The sequence below is a fragment of the Planomonospora antibiotica genome, assembly GCF_014647955.1.
In the GTDB taxonomy this organism is placed as follows: domain Bacteria; phylum Actinomycetota; class Actinomycetes; order Streptosporangiales; family Streptosporangiaceae; genus Planomonospora; species Planomonospora parontospora.
Window position 1 is genome coordinate 1 of the sequence record NZ_BMQE01000065.1, and the last position, 18,676, is coordinate 18,676.

The following is an 18,676-nucleotide window of genomic DNA, read 5'->3' on the forward strand; positions in this document are numbered from 1 at the left end:
CGGCACCGTCACCGCCGCCCCGCGGGAGGGCGGCGGCACCGTCTTCACCGTCCGCCTGCCCGCCGAGGGCCCGGGGCGGCGGTGACCCCGGCCGGCCCGGTCAGCGGAAGCGGAACGGCCGGGGCCCGGTGATGTCGTTGTCGTCGAGGTGGTCGATGAGGTCGTCCTCCAGCCCGCTCTCCCGGACCAGCCTCGGCCCCATGTCCCGGACCTGGTCGGCCATGTCCTCCCGGCCGATCGTGTCGAACGCGGCGCGCAGCCTGGCCAGGCCCCGGCCCATCTCCACGCTGGCCACGTGGGAGAGGGTCGCCGGGAGCGCCCGCTGCAGGCTCTTGACCGCCAGGTCGCGGTCGCGGTCCGGCAGCTGGGGCAGGATCTCCGCCAGGGTGGACAGCGCCACCGCGCAGGTCTGGTGCTGCCGGGACGAGGTGCTGACCACCACCAGGTCCACCAGGGCCGCCACGATCCGCCGCTGCAGGGCGTCGTCGTAGACCACCGGCAGCGGTCCTCCGTACGCCTCGGCCTCCGGGACGCCGGCCGCGGCGCACCGGGCCGACAGGTCGCGCAGGGCGCCGACGGAGGCCAGCGCCACGTCGGGGTTCTGCCGGGTGGAGGTGGCCGCCCAGGCGATGTTGCCGAGCTGCTCGATGGCGTGGTCGGGGTCGACGTCGGCGTTGCGGACCCGGTCGATCGTCACGCAGTCCAGGACGTCGTCGGCGACCCGGCGGCGGGACTCCTCGTCTCCCCCGCGGATGCGGGCGACGGTGTCCCCGTAGGCGAGCAGGTCCCCGATCCGCACCTGGAAGGCGACCTCCACGGCGTCCCCGGTCGGCGCGAGCAGCCTCTCCAGGCGGGCGGTGCTGATGTCCACCACGTACCCGGTCGCCCGGGTGGTCACCGGGAGGGAGTCGCCGTCGACGACCGGCCTCGTACGGGATCGGGCGAGCAGGGGGAGCTGGCGCAGGCGCGCGGTGAAGGCCAGGTCCTGGATCGAGCGGACCACGGAGGTCGGCCGCATCTGGTCGATCATGACGTAGGCCATGAAGACCAGCAGGACGAGCGCCCCGGCGGCCAGCACGACGGCCAGCAGCGCGCCCACCCCGGCCCAGCGGGGGCGGGAGACGGCCATGACCAGGTAGGTGTAGGTGGCGCAGCCCGCGACGTAGCCGAAGTACGCCTGGTTGGCGCGGCGCCGCAGGAACTGGTCGAACACCACCGGCGCGACGGTCGTGGCGGTGTGCGAGATCGCCACCAGCAGGGCCGAGATGGTGAGCGTGGTCACCGTGACCAGCCCGGTCGCGATCACCCGCAGCATCCCGAGCAGGTTCTCGTGCGGGAACAGCCGCAGGAAGAGGTTCCGGACGTCCGGGGGCCAGTCCGGCGACGACATGTCCACCAGTACGGAGCCCAGTGCCAGGGCGACCGCCCCGAGCACCATGAGCAGGGGGGTGAGCAGGAACTCGGTGACGGACAGCCGCAGCCGGACCCGGAGGTCCTGCCGTGCGGGCACATAGCGCTGTAATCGCGATATCTCAGACACCGCGCCCGGCTACCCGCGATCCGCCACCGGGAAACGGCGTGCGCGATCCCCGCCGGTCAGCCGGTCAGGCAGCGGTCGGAGCCGACGATCTCCGCTCCCATGTTGCGCTCCATCATCCGCAGGGCCGCTTCCCCCAGGTCGGGGTGGATGTGCGCCACGCAGTCGCGCGGCACCCTGATGGAGAAGTGCCGCACGTAGGCGTCGAGCGCGCTGTACAGGACGCACTGCTCGGTCACCTGTCCCGCCAGGATCACCGTCTCGACACCCCGCTGGTTCAGCAGGTACTCCAGGGAGGTGCCGTAGAAACCGCTGTGGCGCACCTTGGCCAGGAAGGGGCTGTCGTCCGGCGGCAGCACCGGCTCGACCAGGTCGGGGCGCCTGCCCTTCAGCGCGAGGGCCGCGATGTCGTCCCGCGTCGCCGTGAAGTCGCCGTGGTTGTCGTTGACGAAGACCAACTCGGCGTCCTCGCTGCCGCGCGCCCGGCCGACGAGGTCCGCCAGCGGCTCCACGATCCGCTCGACGCTCTCCGCCAGGAGGTCGGCGTCCTGGTGGTCGTACGGGTTCAGCATGTCCATGACGATCAGTGCCGCAGTGCTCATCCATCCCTTCTATCCCCGTGCTCACCCTTCATGCCGGACCGGTTTCATCCGGCCCGCGACGGGAAGCCGCAGGTTTCCGAAACCGTCGAAAGGAGCGAGGATGACGACCGCACGGGAGATCATGACTCCGAACGCGGAATGCGTGAACGCGGACGAGACGGTCATCGACGCCGCCGGGAAGATGGCGCGCCTGGGCGTGGGGTCGCTGCCGATCTGCGGCACCGACGACCGGCTCAAGGGCGTGCTCACCGACCGGGACATCGTGGTGAAGGTGCTCGCCCAGGGCAAGGATCCCAAGTCCTGCCTGGCCGGTGAGCTGGCCCAGGGCGAGGCCGTCACCATCGGCGCCGACGACGACGCCGCCGAGATCCTCCGGACGATGGCCTCGCACCAGGTGCGCAGGCTCCCGGTGATCGACGGGCACAAGCTCGTCGGCATCGTCGCGCTGGCGGACGTCGCCCGGGCGCTCCCCGACCGCCCGGTCGGCGACCTGCTCGACGCGCTGAGCACCGACTGACCGGTCTCGTCCGGCCGCCGGGGCCGCTCCCGCCTGCGGGGGCGGCCCCGGCGGCCTTTCCGACGCAGGCCGGCCCGCCACCGGGCTGCGGCCCGTCCCCGGGACGCGACCCGCCGCCGGGATGCGACCCGTCCCCGGATGTAACCCAAATCACTCAGCTCGCGGGACCTCGGGCCGATCAGGAGCGCACAGCAGCCCTGAGAGGTCACCGCCATGCCGAATCTGCGCAACATCCCCATCCTGGCCAAGCTGACCGCGCTCGCGACCGTCGCCGTCATCGGTGTGCTCTCCGTGGGCGCCATCCGCTTCGCCGACGTCGAGCCCACCGAGCTGGCCGCCCGCAAGGCGAAGGTGCAGAGCCTGGTGGAGACCGCCCACTCGGTCATCGCCGGTTACCACCGGCAGGCGGAGGAGGGCTCCATGACCGACGAGCAGGCGCGGACCGCCGCGCTGACCGCGGTCAAGGCGATGCGCTACGGCGAGGGCGACTACTTCTGGATCAACGACATGCGCCCGTTCATGGTCATGCACCCGACCAAGCCCGAACTGGACGGCAAGGACCTGTCCGCCAACGCCGACCCGAACGGCAAGCTGCTGTTCGTCGAGTTCGTCAAGACGGTGCGCGCCTCCGGGGCGGGCTTCGTCGAGTACGAGTGGCCCAAGCCGGACGAGGACGAGCCGGTCACCAAGCTGTCGTACGTAGCCGGTTTCGAGCCGTGGGAGTGGGTGGTCGGCACCGGCATCTACGTCGGCGACATGCAGGAGATCATCCGCGACAAGCAGCGGGCCACGATCCTGCAGACCGGCGTGGTCGTGCTCGCCGTCCTGGGCGTACTCGCCGTCGTCGGGCTCAGCATCTCGCGGCCCGTGCGGGCGCTGACCGCCGCCACCCGCAAGCTCGCCGACGGCGACCACCAGGTGGCGCTGCCGCCGGTGTCGCGCGACGAGATCGGCCGGATGGCCGGCGCGCTGGGCGTGCTGCGCGACAACCTCTCCGGCAAGCAGGCGCTGGAGCGCGAGCACGAGGAACTGCGCGCCAGGGCGGAGGAGGAGCGCCGCCGCTCGGTGGAGACGCTGGCCGCGCAGTTGGAGGGCACCGTCTCGGCGGTGGTCGCCCGCCTCGACGAGGCCGTGCTGGCCATGCGCGACGGCGCGGAGGAGCTGGGCTCCACCACCGGCGGACTGGTCGAGACCGTCCGGGAGATCTCGCACCTGGCCGAGCAGTCGACGACGACGGCCGCGCAGGCGGCCACCGAGACGACCAGTGCCAGCGGTACGGTCAACGGTCTCACCACCGCGGCCGAGACCATCGGGGGCGTGGTCGAGGTGATCCGCAGGGTCGCGGCGCAGACCAACCTGCTGGCGCTCAACGCCACCATCGAGGCGGCCCGCGCGGGCGACGTCGGCAAGGGCTTCGCCGTGGTGGCCAACGAGGTCAAGGAACTGGCGCAGCAGAGCTCGCAGGCCACCGACGAGATCGCGCGGGAGGTGGAGGCGATCCAGAGCACTTCGCAGGGCGCGGCGGAGGTCATCGACCGGATGGCCGGGGTCGTGCGCAGTCTGGGCACCAGCACCGAGGAGGTCGCCGCGGCGATCGCCGGTGACGGCGGCGGCGCGCGGGGCGTGAGCGTGCGGCGCTCGGCCGAGGCGACCGGGCAGGTGGCCGCGCGGATCGCCGGGCTCTCCCAGGACCTGTCGGCCGAGGCCGCCCGCATGCAGGCCGACTTCGCCGAGCTCCTCACCCGGATGCGGGAGGGCTGAGGCCGGGGCGGTCCCCAGGCGTCACCCGCGGCGTCCCGTGGTCGCGATGCCCTGGACGAAGTACCGCTGGCCGAGGAAGAAGACCACGACCAGCGGGAGCGTGGTGACGACGCTCGCCGTCAGCACGATCTCCCACTTGGGGTCCCCGCCCTGGTAGAACTGGTCCACCACCGCCTTCAACCCGCGGGGCAGCGTGTAGAGCGCCGGGTCCTGCAGATAGATCAGCGGCTTCATCAGGTCGAACCAGCTCGCCTTGAGCTCGAAGACGAAGGCGATGATCAGAGCCGGTCGCGCCAGCGGCAGCGCGATCCGCCGGAACAGGTCGAGATACGACGCGCCGTCCACCCGCGCGGCCTCGAAGACGTAGCGCGGCACGCCGAGCAGGAACTGCCGGAGCAGGAAGGTAGAACTCTGGCACGCCGTACCACCTGCCGTCGTAGCGCACCTGTTCGCGGGCCGCCGGGTAGAAGTCGTCCATCGGGATCGCCTGCTCGGTCACGCAGCCGTCCAGCGGTTGGATCGCCCCCTCGCCGCGTAGCTGCCGATCCGGTCGCGTCCCAGGTAGACGACGTCCGGCGGGTTGCCGCCGGCCACCGCCGACAGGAACGCCTGCTCGTCGAACTGCCCCTGGTTGATCGTGAGCGCGGTCCCGGGGTGCGCCTTCCTGAACGCGTCGACGCGGACGGTGGCGATCTCGTCAGGCAGGCCGAAGCCCATCGTGGTCAGTGACACCGCGCCGCCCTTCTCGCCGTCGTTCGCGCCGACTCCACCGCAGGCGGTCAGCGCCGCGGCCAGGAGCGCCGCGGTCACCGTACCGGTACGGCGGGCGGGTGCCGTACGGCGGGCGGGCACGGGGCTACGGAGCATGGGGGTCCTCCTCGCCGGTCGTGGCGGCCCGACGCGGATCGCGCATCGGCGCCGCGCCCCGCGGGAGGAGGCCGTACGGCGGTCCTCCGCGTGGGACGGCGGGGCCGGACGCCCGACTGCCCCGCGCGGACACGTTGAATCCCCGGCTCCGGTGGAACCGGGGATCCGGCGCGGCGCGGACGCCCGCCCGCGGGCGGGCGTCCGCCTCACCCGCGGGTGACGACCGCCCGCTGGTTCGGGACGCAGTGGGTCATCTGCAGGCCGCTCACGTCACGCGGCCCGTTCTTGCCCAGCCTGGACAGCCGCTCGTGGTCCTCGTCGGTGAGGTCCTGGCTGGCCAGCGGCTCCAGGTGCGAGACGTCGTCCGGGCCGATGCCCAGCCCCTCGCCGACACGCAGGCCCAGGTCGTCCTCCACCAGCAGGAAGTGCCAGACCATGCGCTCCTGGATGGGGCGGTCGCACTGCGACAGCAGCGTGACGAAGTTGTGCACGAGGTCGTCGCGCTCCCACTGCTCCATCAGCAGGTAGCGCTGGCCGGCCTGCTTGTAGTCGTTGGTCCGCGGGATGCGCTTGCGGGTCAGGCGCCCGGTGATCACGGGCCCCTGCTCGTCGTGCGTGGGGAACCGCCCCTCGCGCAGGCCCCCGTTGATGGACGGCTCGTAGTTGACGTGCGGATTCTCCCCGGCGCCGTCCACGTGGTAGGTCATCAGGCCGTCGCGCTGGTTGGTGCGCACGTCGGCGTTCTTGGCCTGGTTGACCGGGAGCTGCAGGTAGTTCGGGCCCACCCGGTAGCGCTGGGTGTCGCTGTAGGAGAACGTCCGGCCGACCAGCATCTTGTCGTCGGAGAAGTCCAGCCCGTCGACGAGGACGCCGGTGCCGAACGAGATCTGCTCGTTCTCCGCGAAGTTGTTCTGCACGTTCCGGTCGAGGACCATCCGGCCGACGGGCCGCGCCGGGAACTGGTCCTCCGGCCAGACCTTCGTGTCGTCCAGCGGGTCGAAGTCCAGCTCGGGGTGCTCCTCGTCGGTCATGACCTGCACCAGGAGCTCCCACTCCGGGAAGTCGCCCCGGTCGATGGCCTCGTGCAGGTCCTTGGTGGCGTGCCCCAGCTCGGTCGCCTGCACGGCCGAGGCGTCCTCGACGGTCATGCTCCGCACGCCCTGCTTGGGCATCCAGTGGTATTTGACCAGATGCGTCTTTCCTTGCTGATTGACCCATTTGTAAGTGTTGACCCCGAACCCCTGCATGTGCCGGTAGTCCGCCGGGATGCCGCGCGGGCTGAAGAGGTTGACCAGCATGTGCATGCACTCGGGCGTCTGCGACATGAAGTCGAAGATCCGGTTGGGCTCCTGGCGGAACGTCACCGGGTCCGGCTTGAGCGCGTGGATGACGTCGGGGAACTTGATGGCGTCCCGGATGAAGAAGACGGCCAGGTTGTTGCCGACGAGGTCCCAGTTGCCGTCCTCGGTGTAGAACTTCACCGCGAAGCCGCGCGGGTCGCGGGCCGCCTCGGAGGAGTCCCGGCCGCCGATCACGGTGGAGAACCGCACGGCCACGTCGGTGCGCTTGCCCGCCTGCTGGAAGAGCTTCGCCCGGGTGTAGCGGCCGATCGGCTCGTCCCCGAGGTAGCCGGTGGCCTCGAAGAAGCCGTAGGCGGTGACCCCGCGGGCGTGCACCACCCGCTCGGGGATGCGCTCCCGGTCGAAGTGGCTGATCTTCTCCAGGAACTGGTAGTTCTCCAGCGTGGCCGGGCCCCGGGCGCCGACCGTGCGCTGGTTCTGGTTGTCGTACACCGGATGGCCCTGCCGGTTGGTCAGCACCGGACGCTCGTCACCCGGCTGCGGTCCCATGCTCGACACGTCCGTCATGATGACGCTTCCCTCCCTGCTGCGTTCGCTTCCGGCGTTTCCTATCCGCTGCCGACCGGCTTATAGCGAAGGCGGGGAGAATCTTCGGAAAAATGCCGCGCTCCACACACCGGGCGCCGCCGTCCGGCGTCCGGTGTCCGACGCGGAGCCGGACCCGGACCGGCGGGTGCCGGTCCGGGTCCGCTCGGGTCAGCGGGCGTCCGCCGTGCGCTTCCTGTTGGCCTTCTTGATGGCCTCCACAAGCTGCCCCTTGGTCATCGCCGACCGCCCCCTGACGTCCAGGCGCCGGGCGATGCCGTACAGGTGCTCCTTGGACGCGGACGCGTCCACCCCCTCGGCGGTCTTCCCCGCCCGGGGGGTGCTCTTGCGCGCCTGCGCGTCGGAGGGCCCCTTCTCCTGCTTCGGCTCCCAGTGGTCGCCGACCTTCTCGAAGGAGTGCTTCAGCGCGGAGAACGCCGTACGGTGCGCCCGCTCGCCCTCCCCGTAGGTCTCCACCGCCGAGTCGTGCGCCTTGATCCAGGTCTCCTGCGCCTTCTTGGGAGAGCGCCGCAGGGTCGACGGCAGTTCCTCGCGTGCCGGCATCGCGCGATCACCTCTTTTCCGCTCGTCCGTGTCCTCGTGCCCGTCGCCCCTTCCCGCCCCGCACGGGAACATTCGCCGGAGCCTCCACCCCGGCGCGGCCGTACGGCCCTGCCGGCGGGAGGGCGCATGGGAGGGGTCGCCGTGGGTACGGGAGCGGTCTGATACGGAGGAGGGTGCGATATGACTCACGAACCGCAGCGTCCGGAGCAGACGTCCAGGACCGGCAAGACGATGGTCCCGGCGACGCCCCGCGACGTGGTCCATATCCGGCTGGGATCGTTCGCCATGATCGCCGCCATCGCCATCGGCGTGCTCAGTTTCGCCGCCGGTCTCGTCTGGATAACCGCGGTGATGGCCGTGCTCGCCGTGGTGGCGGCCGTGGACATGGGGATCGCCGTCCGCCGGCAGAACCGGAATCGCGAGCAGCGTGGAGGGATGACCGAGGCGGGCTGACCCCGTCCGGGACGGCGCCGTCCGGGGACGCCGTCCGGAGAGGCGCCGTCCGGGGGCGCCTTCCGGGGAGGTTCTCCGGGACGGCCCGGGGCGGGCCGGGCGGGCCCGCTCACTCCGCCCGGGTTCCGCCGTCCCCACCGCCCTCTTCGTCCCCGCCGCGCCCGGCGGGCCCGTCTTCCCTGCCGGGTCCGTCCTCAGCAGCGGGTCCGTCTTCCCTGCCGGGCCCGTCCTCAGCGGCGGGTCCGTCTTCCCTGCCGGGCCCGTCCTCAGCGGCGGGTCCGTCCTGCGCGGCGGGCAGGGTGAAGCGGAACCGGGCGCCGCCGCCCGGGTTGTCCTCGGCGATGATCGCGCCGCCGTGCCGCTCCACGATCCGCTCGCAGATGGCCAGGCCCAGACCGGTTCCGGTGTAGCCCCCGGCGGCCCGGTGGAATCCGGCGAAGATGGCCTGGTGCTGGCCCGGCGGGATGCCGATGCCCCGGTCGGCCACCTCGATCCGCACCCGCCCCGGCGGGGCCGGCAGGGACCGGACCTCCACCTCGGCGCCCTGTCCGGGCCGGACGTACTTGACGGCGTTGCCGAGCAGGTTGTCGACCAGCTGCCGGACCAGCGGCGGATCGGCGTGCACGGCGGGCAGCGGGCCGACGCCGATCCGGGGCGCGGGCCGGCCGGGGTCGGCCGCGGCCGCGGTCAGGTGCTCGGCGGCGATCTCCCGCACCAGCGCGTCCAGGTCGACCTCCCTCGGCTGCAGCGTGGCGTCCCGGGCGGTGGCGTACGCCAGCAGGTCGTCGATCAGGCCGGCCATCCGGGCGATGCCCGCCAGCGCCTGGTCCAGGTGGCGCACGCACTCGCCGGCCACGGCCCGCACCGCCGGCTCCCGCGTCTTCCCGGCGCCGGCCGCCCCGGAGGGCTCGCGGGAGCCTTCACCGGCCAGCTCGTCCAGCTCGTCGCGGACCAGCTCGACGAACCCGCGCATCGCGGTCAGCGGGCGGCGCAGGTCGTGCGCGACAACTCCCGCGAACGCGGCCAGCTCGGCCTCGTACTCGCGCAACGCGGTGATGTCGCGGAAGACCGTCACCGCGCCGGAGCGCCCGCCCGACGGGTCCAGCGGCTGCGCCGAGACGGAGAGGACGATCCCCTCGGGATGGGCCCGGTTGCGGATCATCATCGGCACCTGCTCCACGCGCCGCCCGGCCAGCGCCTGCGTCATCGGCAGGTCCTCGGCGGGGAACGGCGCACTGCCGTCCGGCAGGAAGATGCCGTAGTGGCCCTGCCAGGTCTCGGGTCCCCCCGGTGAGGGCGGGACACCGAGGATCTCCAGGGCGGCGGGGTTGTGCAGCAGGAACCCGCCCCGCCCATCGACCACGCCGACGCCGTCGCTGGCGCTGTCGAGCACCGCGGCCAGCAGCCCGGCCTGGCGGCGGGCGTCGGCCTCGGCGGCGCGCAGCCCGGCGGTGGCCGCCACCACCTGCGCCCGGGCCCGCTCCCTGCCGCCGCCCAGTGCGGACACCAGCGCGGCCAGCAGGAGGCTCAGCACGACTCCCACCGCGGTGGCGATGCCGGGCAGCGGGCCGTGGGCGCCGGGCAGCAGCGCGGAGGCGGCGTCGATCTCCAGTTGCCAGTCGCGCTGGGCGACCCGGACCGAGGTGGTGCGGTGCAGGTCCCGGGGGAGGTCCCGCCGGGAGCCGCCGGACAGCTCGGCGAGCAGCGCCAGGGTGCCGTCCTCGTGCCGGGCGAGCAGCCGCACGTCGGTCAGGCCCTGCGTGGTGCGCCGCAGGGTCGCGTCGATGAAGTCCCTGCCGCGCACCCCCATCAGCACCCAGCCGACGAACGGCCGCCGGTCGCCCTCGACCCGCCCGTAGACCGGTGCGGTCAGCACGAACGAGAGCTGCCTGCGCTCCGGCGGCAGGTGGCGGTCGCGGATCAGCAGGTAGGTGTCGGAGACCGTGACCTGGCCGCTGCGGCGGGCCACGGCCAGAGCCCGGGCGGACTCGGCGGCCTGGCTGGCGTCGATCCCGGTCGCCGTCCGGGTGGACCCGTCCAGTGACCGGCTGAGGACGGAGAAGACGTGCTCACGCTCGCGCCCCTCGGCGTTCAGGACGAGGTCCGGGACGCCGCGGCGGCGCCAGAACTCCTGCACGCGCGGGATCTGCTCGTCGGTGGCCGGCACCATGAGGGCGATCGAGGTCGCCCCGGCCAGCCGCATGTCCTCCAGCACCCGCGTCGTCTGGTCGAACTCGGGTTTCGTCAGCCGCTCGTGGGATCCCAGCGCGGCGGCCAGGAGGCGGAGCGCGTCGGCGTACCGGCCGCTCTCGGCGGCCACCGCGTCGGTGATCAGCGTCGCGCGCCGGTCCAGCTGCTGCTCGGCGCTGCGCTGCTGCGCCTCCCGCAGCGCGGCGCCGACCCAGAGCGACAGGGCCGTGCCGGTCACGGCGACGAGCAGCGCGACGAGGACCACCAGCGCCATCCCCGTCCGGGAGGCCTGGCGGAACCGCTTCCCGAATCCGCTCCGCACGACACCCACTATCGGTGCAGCCTGCCCCGGATCCGGGCACCCCACGCCATCGCGCGGGTACGGTGCGTGCCGGGCCGCCGTGCCCCTGCGGGTCAGGGCGGGGAGTCGACCGCCTCCGGGGAGAGGATGTGGTCGAGGACCATGTGGGCGCAGCCGACGATGCCCGCGCCGGGGCCGAGGCGGCTGCGCTCGATGCGCAGGTTGCGGGTGGACAGCGCGGTCGAGCGGCGGTACACGACCTCGCGCACCCCCGACACCAGCGGCTGGAAGGTCTCGGCGACGTCGCCGCCTAGGACGACCACGGCCGGGTTGAGGATGTTGACCGCGCTGGCGACGACCTCGCCCAGCATCCGGGCGGCGTCCCGGATCACCGTCATCGTCTCGGCGTCCCCGCCCCGGACCAGGGCGACCACGTCGGCGAGGGTCTTGACCTCGTATCCCCGGGAGCGCAGCCTGCGCAGGATCGCGGTGGCGCTGGCGACCGAGTCCAGGCAGTCGGTGTTGCCGCAGCGGCAGAGCACTCCCCCGCCGTCGCGGACCGGGATGTGGCCGATCTCCCCGGCCGCGCCCAGCGCGCCGCGCAGGATCTCGCCGCCCGCGATGACGCCCGAGCCGATCCGGGTGGAGACCTTGATGAACAGCAGGTCGTCGGCCTGGCCGGCGTAGACCGCGCGGTGCTCGCCGATGGCGATGACGTTGACGTCGTTGTCCAGGAAGACGGGCACGGGGAAGCGCTCGGCGATGATCGGCGGAATGGCCACACCGGTCCAGTTCGCCATGATGCGGGCGCTCTCGGTACGGCGCGCGGCGAACTCCACGGTCGCCGGGACGCCCAGGCCGACGGCCCGGATCAGGCTCGCGGGGCGGTCGCCGAGCAGCTCCTCCCAGGTCCGCATGACCAGGGGCAGCACGACGTCGGGCCCCTCCTCCACGTCGACGGCGAGGTCGGCGCGGGCCAGCTCGCCGGCGGCGAGGTCGCAGACGGCGATCTGCGCGCGGCTGGCGCCCAGCGAGGCGACCAGGACGACGCCGCCGGCGGCGTTGAAGGCCAGGCGGGTGGGTGGGCGCCCGCCGGTGGAGGGGCCCTCGTTGTCCTCCACGATCAGGCGCCGGTCCAGCAGCTCGGTGACGCGCAGGGAGACCGCGGGCCGGGACAGGCCGGTGACGCGTCCGATGTCCGCACGGGTGACGGCTTCACCGGTGCGGATGAGGCGGAGCACCTCGCCGCTCGTGGCGAGCGCGGCTGCGGGACGTCGAGGCATCGGCCAAGTGAACCACACCCCCTTTGGAAATGAAAGGTTCCTACTTTCTCATCTCAGATGACAAAACTCCGCTTGTGTAAAGCACAAGACACGGCTAGTGTCCGATCTATCCTCAAACCGGAAGATCACCACGGAGCTCCCTCATGTCCGAGACCCCCAAGACCGCCGACCTCATCGTCTTCGGCGGCACAGGCGACCTCTCCATGCGGAAGCTGCTCCCCGCGCTCTACCACTGCGACCGCGACGGGCTGCTCGCCCCCGGGACCCGGATCATCGCGATGTCCCGGGGCGGGCTCGACGACGCCGACTTCCGCGGCAAGGTCGACGCCGAGGTCCGCTCCTCGGTACCGGTGGACGACGCCGGGGACCGCGGCGTCTGGCAGCGGTTCCTCGACCGCCTGCACCACGTCACCATCGACATCTCCGGTGAGGACCCCACCGGCTGGCAGCGCCTCGGCGCCCTGCTCGCCGGCCACGAGGAGCGGGACCGGGTCTTCTACCTGGCCAGCCCGCCCATGACGTTCGGCCCCTTCTGCCGCGAGGCGAACCGCGCCGGCCTGGTCACCCCCGCCTCGCGGGTGGTGCTGGAGAAGCCCCTCGGCCGCGACCTCGCCAGCGCCCGGCACATCAACGACGAGGTCGGCGAGATCTTCCACGAGCGGCAGATCTTCCGCATCGACCACTACCTGGGCAAGGAGACCGTCCAGAACCTGCTCGTGCTCCGCTTCGCCAACGCGTTCCTGGAGCCGATCTGGAACTCCCTCTGGATCGACCACGTCCAGATCACCGTCGCCGAGACCGTCGGCACGCCGGGCCGCCGGGGCTACTACGACCACGCCGGCGCCCTGCGCGACATGGTCCAGAACCACCTGCTGCAGCTCCTGTGCCTGGTCGCCATGGAACCGCCGGCGCGCAACGACCGCGAGTCCATCCGGGACGAGAAGGTCAAGGTCCTGGAGTCGCTGCGGCCGATCACCGGCAGCGAGGTCGACCGCTTCACCGTGCGCGGCCAGTACACCGCCGGCGAGTCCGGCGGCGTGCAGGTCCCCGGCTACCTCGACGAGCCCGACGGCACCCCGCCCACCGAGGCCTCCCACCGGGTGGAGACCTTCGCGGCCATCCGCGCCGAGGTGAAGAACTGGCGCTGGGCCGGCGTGCCGTTCTACCTGCGCACCGGCAAGCGCATGCCGTACCGGTGCTCGGAGATCGTGATCCAGTTCAAGGACGTGCCGCACTCGATCTTCCCGGGCAGCGCGCCCAACCGGCTGGTCCTCCGGCTCCAGCCGAGCGAGGGCATCCGGCTGCACATCATGGCCAAGGAGCCGGGCGCGGGCGAGGTGGCGCTCAAGCCGGTCCCGCTGAGCCTGAGCTTCGCCGAGACCTTCTCCGGCCGCGTGCCCGACGCCTACGAGCGGCTGCTCATGGACGTCCTGGCCGGCAACCCCACCCTGTTCATGCGGCGCGACGAGGTGGAGGCCGCCTGGCGGTGGATCGACCCGATCCTGCGCGAGTGGGAGTCGCAGAGCATGCTGCCCGAGCCGTACCCGGCGGGCACCTCCGGCCCGGCCGGGGCGCACGAGCTCGTCGACCGCAGCGGCCGCGCCTGGCACGAGGAGGACCCCGCGTGAACGACGGCTCCGCCCCGACCGACCCGACCGAGCGAACCGACACCCACACCGATGGAGGAGGCCGGATGAACCGCGTCGTCCAAGAGGTCACCGACCGCCTGATCGAGCGCAGCCGCGGCAGCCGCGGCGCCTACCTGGCACGCCTGGAGGCCGAGGCCGAGGCCGCCCGCGGGCGGGGCCCCGCCCGCTCCAGCCTGGGCTGCGCCAACCTCGCCCACGGCTTCGCCGCCGCCGGGATCGACAAGCCGGCCCTGCGCGCGAGCGTCAGGCCCGGCGTGGCGATCGTGTCGAGCTACAACGACATGCTCTCGGCGCACCAGCCGTACGAGACCTACCCGGCGGTCCTCAAGGACGCCGTCCGTACGGCGGGCGGCGTCGCCCAGTTCGCCGGCGGGGTCCCCGCGATGTGCGACGGCATCACGCAGGGCCGCCCCGGCATGGAGCTCTCGCTCTACAGCCGCGAGGTCATCGCGATGGCCACCGCGATCGCGCTCTCCCACGACATGTTCGACTCCACGCTCATGCTGGGCGTCTGCGACAAGATCGTGCCCGGCCTGCTGATCGGCGCGCTGCACTTCGGCCACCTGCCCGCGGTGTTCGTGCCCGCCGGGCCGATGACCTCCGGCCTGCCCAACAAGGTCAAGGCCCGCACCCGGCAGCTGTTCGCCGAGGGCAAGGTCGGCAAGGACGAGCTGCTGGACGCCGAGTCGCAGTCCTACCACTCCCCCGGCACCTGCACGTTCTACGGCACCGCCAACTCCAACCAGGTCATGATCGAGGTCATGGGCCTGCACCTGCCGGGCGCGACGTTCGTCAACCCGCGCACGGAGCTGCGCGAGGCCCTGACGAAGGCGGCGGGCCGGCGGGCGGTGGAGATCACCGCGCACGGCGACGAGTACACCCCGGTCGGGAAGGTCGTCGACGAGAAGGCGATCGTCAACGCCTGCGTGGCGCTGCTGGCCACCGGCGGCTCGACCAACCACACCATGCACATCGTCGCCATCGCGGCGGCGGCCGGGATCGAGCTGCTCTGGGACGATCTGGCCGCCCTGTCGAAGGCCGTACCGCTGCTGACCCGGATGTACCCCAACGGCCAGGCGGACGTGAACCACTTCCAGACCGCGGGCGGTATGCAGGTGCTCATCGGCGACCTGCTCGACGCCGGGCTGCTCCACCGCGACGTGCTGACCGTCGCCGGGCGCGGACTCGGCCACTACCGCTCCGCGGCCGAGCTGAAGGACGGCGAGCTGGTCTGGACCGAGCGCACCGAGGGCAGCGGCGACCTCGACGTGCTGCGACCGGTGAGCGACCCCTTCTCGCCCGACGGCGGCACCCTCATGCTCGACGGCAACCTGGGCCGCGCGGTCATCAAGGTCTCGGCCGTCAAGCCCGAGCACCTGGTGGTCGAGGCCCCGGCGAAGGTCTTCGACGACCAGCTGGAGCTGCTGCGCGCCTTCGAGGCGGGCGAGCTGGACGGGCAGGACTTCGTGGCGGTCATCCGCTACCAGGGCCCGAGCGCGAACGGCATGCCCGAGCTGCACAAGCTCACCCCGCCGCTGTCGGTCCTGCTGGACCGCGGCCAGAAGGTGGCGATCGTCACCGACGGCCGCATGTCGGGCGCGTCGGGCAAGGTCCCGGCCGCCATCCACCTGTCGCCCGAGGCCGCCCACGGCGGTCCGATCGCGCTGGTCCAGGACGGCGACCCGATCCGCCTCGACTCCACGGCGGGCACCCTGGAGCTGCTGGTGCCGGCCGGCGAGCTGGCCGCCCGCACCCCGCAGGGCGCCCCGCTGACCGACGCCCAGTGGGTCGGCACCGGCCGCGAGCTGTTCGCCGCCTTCCGCGCCGCGGCGGGCCCCGCCGAGCGCGGCGCGGGCATCTTCGCCCTCAACGGCCGCGCCGAGAGCGCCGCCCGGTCCGCCGGGGGCGCCGCGGAGGCCGGATCGGCCCCGGGCACCGCGGACGCCGGAGGCACCGGGGACACCAGGGACACCGTGGCCCCCGGGAACGCCGCGGACGCCGGGAACACCGACACCGGGGGCGCCGAGGACGCCGGGAAGGCCGTTCCGTCCGACGGAGGGGACGCATGAGCCACCCCTGGCTCGTCGCCGACATCGGCGGCACCAACGCCCGGTTCGGGCTGGTCACCGAGCCCGGTGGCCGGCCGGAGTCGGTGGCCGTGCTGGCCGGCCGGGACCACGACGGGCTCCCCGAAGCCGTAGCCGCCTATCTCGCAGACCATGCGGGCGGAGTTCGGCCGGGAGCGGCCTGTCTGGCGATCGCGGGCCCGGTGGACGGCGACCGCTACCGGCTGACCAACGCCGGCTGGTCGGGTTCGGTGCGCGATCTGGGGATCCCGCACGTCGAACTGCTCAACGACTTCGAGGCGCTGGCCGCGTCGCTGCCGCACCTGGCCGGCGACGACCTGGTCTCCTTCGGCGGCCCCGAGCCGTCGCGCGGGGTCAAGGCGGTGCTCGGCCCGGGGACGGGTCTCGGCGTCGCGGGCCTGGTGCCCGCGGCGGAGGGGTGGATCCCCCTGCCCGGCGAGGGCGGGCACGTGACCGTGCCGGTCCTGGACGAGCGGGACCGCGAGATCGTCCGGGCGCTGCACTCCGAGGGGGCCCGCCACGTGGTGGCCGAGCACCTGCTGTCCGGACCGGGCCTGACCCGGCTGCACCGCGCGCTGGCGCTGGTGCGCGGCGTGGAGGCGCCGCGCCTGGCCCCCGCCGACATCGTGGACCGGCTCGACGACTCCCTCTGCGCGGAGACGGTCGACGTCTTCTGCGGCCTGCTCGGCACCTTCGCCGGGAACGTCGCGCTGACGCTGGGCGCCCGCGGCGGCGTCTATCTCGGCGGCGGCGTGCTGCCCCGTATCGTGGACCGGGTGCTGGCCAGCGACTTCCGCCGCAGGTTCGAGGCCACCCCGACCCTTGACGACTACCTGTCCGCCATCGCCACCACGCTGATCGTGGCTCCGCAGCCCGCCCTCACCGGCGCGGCGGCCTGGCTGGCCCAGCGCCTGGCGAACACGTCCAACCTGGAGTACGCATGAGTCTGCTCGACATCGCCCCGGTCGTCCCGGTCGTCGTGATCGACGACCTGGAGACCGCGGTGCCCCTGGCCCGCGCCCTGGTGTCGGGCGGCCTGCCGGTCATCGAGGTCACCCTCCGCACCCCCGTCGCGCTGGAGGCGATCAGGCGGATCGCCGCCGAGGTGCCCGAGGCCGTGATCGGCGCGGGAACCGTCAGGACCGCGCGCGACGTCGCCGCCTCGGTGGAGGCCGGATCGAAGTTCCTGGTCAGCCCGGGCAGCACGGCCGCGCTGGTGGACGCCATGGAGGACGGCGGCGTGCCGTTCCTGGCCGGCGTCGCGACCGCGTCCGAGGTCATGGCCCTGGCCGAGCGCGGGCTGACCGAGATGAAGTTCTTCCCGGCCGAGGCCGCGGGCGGCCTGCCGTACCTGAAGTCGCTGGGCGGCCCCCTGCCCGACGTGCGCTTCTGCCCGACGGGCGGGATCAGGCTCGCGACGGCTCCCGACTACCTCGCGCTGCCGAACGTCGGCTGCGTGGGCGGGACCTGGCTCACCCCGGCCGACGCCCTCGCCTCGGGTGACTACGCCCGGATCGAGAAGCTCGCCGCCGAGGCCGCCGCGCTCCGCCCGGCCGCCTGAGGCCGCCCGGCCGCCTGATTGGGAACCGGCCCATGGCCGCCCACCCGGCGGTCATGGGCCATCTCCGTCTCCGGCGTCACCGCGGCCGCGGTGACGCCGGTTCAGCGGTTCAGCGGGTCTCGCGGCTGCGCTGGCACTGCACGCACAGCCGCGCGAGGGGCCTGGCCTTCAACCGCTCGTAGGGGATCGCGGAACCGCAGCCGTCGCACCGGCCGTAGGTCAGCCCGGTGATCCCCGCCAGGGCGTCGCGCACGACGGCGGCGTTCCGCTCCGCGGAGACGATGTCGGCGAGCAGCTCCGCCTTCTCCGACACCTCCACCGCATCGTCGTTCACCGCCGCCTCCAGTTCGGCCAGCCGCTTGTTCCACCGGAACAGCTGCTCCTCCAGTTCCTCCCGGATCGTGCCGAGCTGGACGCTGCTGAGATGGGTCCCGACGGTCATCTCACTTCCTCCCGTCGTCGCAGGCGGCGCAGCGGCGGGTGTGCGGGACGCTCCGCAACCGCTCCAGCGCGATGAACGTCCCGCATCGGCCGCAGGTGCCGTAGACCCCGAAGTCCAGCCGCTCGATCGCCGCCTCGATCTCGGCGACGGCCGCCCTGGCGCGCTCGGCGCGTCCCCAGGCCAGCGGGACCGGCCCGTCCCCGGCAGGCCGCTCCAGCCCGCGCCCGCCCTCGGTGAGGGCCCTCCACTCCTGCCGCGCGGCGGTGAGCCGCTCGTGCAGGAGCGCGCGCAGTTCCTCCAACTGCGCGGTGTGCCGCTGGTACTCGCCCAGCAGCCTGCTCGCCGATCTGATGTCACCCATGACGACACCGACTCCTTGCATGGTTCGCTGACGGCTCGGGCCGATCGCGGCCCGTCACCGTGGGATCCGGTCCCGGCCGGCGGCGGACGCGCGGAGCCGCGCGGGACGCACAGCCGGGAGACCCCCGTCGAGGCCGCGTGCGGCGGGCTCGGCGGAGGTCCGGGAAAGGACAGGACGGAGAACGCTAGGCCGGCGGTGGGCTGCGCGGGGTGACGACCCGGCGGGCGCAGCACCGGGCACCCGTCACCGGGCCCGCGCCCAGCAGGGTGAGCGGTAGCAGGACGAGGAGCGCGGCGGGCTCACCCACGGCGGGCAGGGAACGCAACTGTCCCGGCGTGGGCAGGTGCTCGGCCCCGCCCGCCAGCACCCTCGGGGCGGTCGACTGGTGCGTCCCGCCGGTGTGGGGGATCTGCAGGCTGGTCCCGGCGTCGGCGGACCGCCGGCCGGTGGACCAGGAGGAGGGGGCGACCGCGAAGAAGAGGACCACGAAGACGAGGCCCACCACGGCCGCTACGGCAGTGGGCCTGCGTGTGCCCCACCGCGGTTCCCTCATCGCCTCCGACCATAGCCCAACTCCCCGCGGAAAGGGACACTCCGCGCAGGCCGCCGGGTTCC

General features: G+C 73.1%; 18 protein-coding genes. 7 read left to right on the forward strand and 11 right to left on the reverse strand.

Features of this window, described 5'->3' with window-relative positions; translation table 11 throughout:
• Nucleotides 1-100: 100 nt before the first annotated feature.
• Together IEZ06_RS32750 and IEZ06_RS32755 are read right to left on the reverse strand one after the other, a co-directional pair.
• Nucleotides 101-1,540 carry a DUF2254 family protein gene (locus tag IEZ06_RS32750; RefSeq protein ID WP_189240550.1) on the reverse strand — a complete coding sequence of 480 codons (1,440 nt, stop codon included), beginning with the start codon at nucleotides 1,538-1,540 and terminating at the stop codon, nucleotides 101-103.
• Between the two features lie 56 nt (nucleotides 1,541-1,596).
• A complete protein-coding gene (locus IEZ06_RS32755) occupies nucleotides 1,597-2,139 on the reverse strand; it encodes a cysteine hydrolase family protein (protein WP_189240551.1) in 543 nt (180 codons plus the stop codon).
• A gap of 100 nt (nucleotides 2,140-2,239) precedes the next feature.
• On the opposite strand from IEZ06_RS32755, the gene IEZ06_RS32760 reads away from it, so the two are divergent.
• Both IEZ06_RS32760 and IEZ06_RS32765 read left to right on the forward strand, forming a co-directional pair.
• Nucleotides 2,240-2,656, forward strand: a complete 417-nt coding sequence (locus IEZ06_RS32760) for a CBS domain-containing protein (RefSeq protein ID WP_189240552.1) — start codon at nucleotides 2,240-2,242, stop codon at nucleotides 2,654-2,656.
• A gap of 213 nt (nucleotides 2,657-2,869) precedes the next feature.
• Entirely contained in the window at nucleotides 2,870-4,417 is a 1,548-nt protein-coding gene (locus IEZ06_RS32765; RefSeq protein ID WP_189240553.1) for a cache domain-containing protein, read from the forward strand.
• Between the two features lie 21 nt (nucleotides 4,418-4,438).
• On the opposite strand, the gene IEZ06_RS32770 is transcribed toward IEZ06_RS32765, so the two are convergent.
• The 4 genes from IEZ06_RS32770 to IEZ06_RS32785 all read right to left on the reverse strand — a co-directional run bounded on the left by IEZ06_RS32770 (nucleotide 4,439) and on the right by IEZ06_RS32785 (nucleotide 7,734).
• Complete coding sequence (locus IEZ06_RS32770; protein ID WP_189240573.1) at nucleotides 4,439-4,816, reverse strand: ABC transporter permease subunit; 378 nt, start codon at nucleotides 4,814-4,816, stop codon at nucleotides 4,439-4,441.
• Between the two features lie 96 nt (nucleotides 4,817-4,912).
• Nucleotides 4,913-5,284 carry a type 2 periplasmic-binding domain-containing protein gene (locus IEZ06_RS32775; RefSeq protein ID WP_189240554.1) on the reverse strand — a complete coding sequence of 124 codons (372 nt, stop codon included), beginning with the start codon at nucleotides 5,282-5,284 and terminating at the stop codon, nucleotides 4,913-4,915.
• A gap of 206 nt (nucleotides 5,285-5,490) precedes the next feature.
• On the reverse strand, nucleotides 5,491-7,152 hold the full coding sequence (locus IEZ06_RS32780; RefSeq protein WP_189240555.1) for a catalase: 1,662 nt from the start codon (nucleotides 7,150-7,152) through the stop codon (nucleotides 5,491-5,493).
• 189 nt (nucleotides 7,153-7,341) lie between these two features.
• Nucleotides 7,342-7,734, reverse strand: coding sequence for a ChaB family protein (locus IEZ06_RS32785; RefSeq protein WP_189240556.1), 393 nt, complete (start codon nucleotides 7,732-7,734; stop codon nucleotides 7,342-7,344).
• A 180-nt stretch (nucleotides 7,735-7,914) separates the two neighbouring features.
• Here IEZ06_RS32785 and IEZ06_RS32790 point away from each other — a divergent pair, with 180 nt between their 5' ends.
• The gene (locus tag IEZ06_RS32790; RefSeq protein WP_189240557.1) at nucleotides 7,915-8,187 is read left to right on the forward strand and encodes a hypothetical protein; all 273 of its coding nucleotides are present in this window, start codon (nucleotides 7,915-7,917) and stop codon (nucleotides 8,185-8,187) included.
• Nucleotides 8,188-8,296: 109 nt separating this feature from the next.
• On the opposite strand, the gene IEZ06_RS32795 is transcribed toward IEZ06_RS32790, so the two are convergent.
• Nucleotides 8,297-10,699, reverse strand: a complete 2,403-nt coding sequence (locus IEZ06_RS32795; RefSeq protein WP_203872320.1) for an ATP-binding protein — start codon at nucleotides 10,697-10,699, stop codon at nucleotides 8,297-8,299.
• A 92-nt stretch (nucleotides 10,700-10,791) separates the two neighbouring features.
• Nucleotides 10,792-11,961 carry an ROK family transcriptional regulator gene (locus IEZ06_RS32800; RefSeq protein ID WP_189240558.1) on the reverse strand — a complete coding sequence of 390 codons (1,170 nt, stop codon included), beginning with the start codon at nucleotides 11,959-11,961 and terminating at the stop codon, nucleotides 10,792-10,794.
• Nucleotides 11,962-12,104: 143 nt separating this feature from the next.
• On the opposite strand from IEZ06_RS32800, the gene zwf reads away from it, so the two are divergent.
• The 4 genes from zwf (at nucleotide 12,105) to eda (ending at nucleotide 17,258) form a co-directional block, all read left to right on the forward strand.
• On the forward strand, nucleotides 12,105-13,589 hold the full coding sequence (gene zwf, locus IEZ06_RS32805; RefSeq protein WP_068893906.1) for a glucose-6-phosphate dehydrogenase: 1,485 nt from the start codon (nucleotides 12,105-12,107) through the stop codon (nucleotides 13,587-13,589).
• 65 nt (nucleotides 13,590-13,654) lie between these two features.
• Nucleotides 13,655-15,679 carry a phosphogluconate dehydratase gene (edd, locus tag IEZ06_RS32810; protein WP_229799040.1) on the forward strand — a complete coding sequence of 675 codons (2,025 nt, stop codon included), beginning with the start codon at nucleotides 13,655-13,657 and terminating at the stop codon, nucleotides 15,677-15,679.
• Entirely contained in the window at nucleotides 15,676-16,641 is a 966-nt protein-coding gene (glk, locus tag IEZ06_RS32815; protein ID WP_189240559.1) for a glucokinase, read from the forward strand. Before edd ends, glk begins: the two co-directional genes overlap by 4 nt.
• Nucleotides 16,638-17,258, forward strand: a complete 621-nt coding sequence (eda, locus tag IEZ06_RS32820) for a bifunctional 4-hydroxy-2-oxoglutarate aldolase/2-dehydro-3-deoxy-phosphogluconate aldolase (protein ID WP_189240560.1) — start codon at nucleotides 16,638-16,640, stop codon at nucleotides 17,256-17,258. The genes glk and eda overlap by 4 nt, the downstream gene beginning before the upstream one ends.
• Before the next feature lie 109 nt (nucleotides 17,259-17,367).
• Here the strand turns inward: eda and IEZ06_RS32825 are convergent, their stop codons facing one another.
• The 3 genes from IEZ06_RS32825 to IEZ06_RS32835 all read right to left on the reverse strand — a co-directional run bounded on the left by IEZ06_RS32825 (nucleotide 17,368) and on the right by IEZ06_RS32835 (nucleotide 18,614).
• Complete coding sequence (locus IEZ06_RS32825) at nucleotides 17,368-17,700, reverse strand: TraR/DksA family transcriptional regulator (protein ID WP_189240561.1); 333 nt, start codon at nucleotides 17,698-17,700, stop codon at nucleotides 17,368-17,370.
• A gap of 1 nt (nucleotide 17,701) precedes the next feature.
• A complete protein-coding gene (locus IEZ06_RS32830) occupies nucleotides 17,702-18,061 on the reverse strand; it encodes a TraR/DksA family transcriptional regulator (RefSeq protein ID WP_189240562.1) in 360 nt (119 codons plus the stop codon).
• Between the two features lie 184 nt (nucleotides 18,062-18,245).
• A complete protein-coding gene (locus tag IEZ06_RS32835; RefSeq protein WP_189240563.1) occupies nucleotides 18,246-18,614 on the reverse strand; it encodes a hypothetical protein in 369 nt (122 codons plus the stop codon).
• Nucleotides 18,615-18,676: the final 62 nt, after the last annotated feature.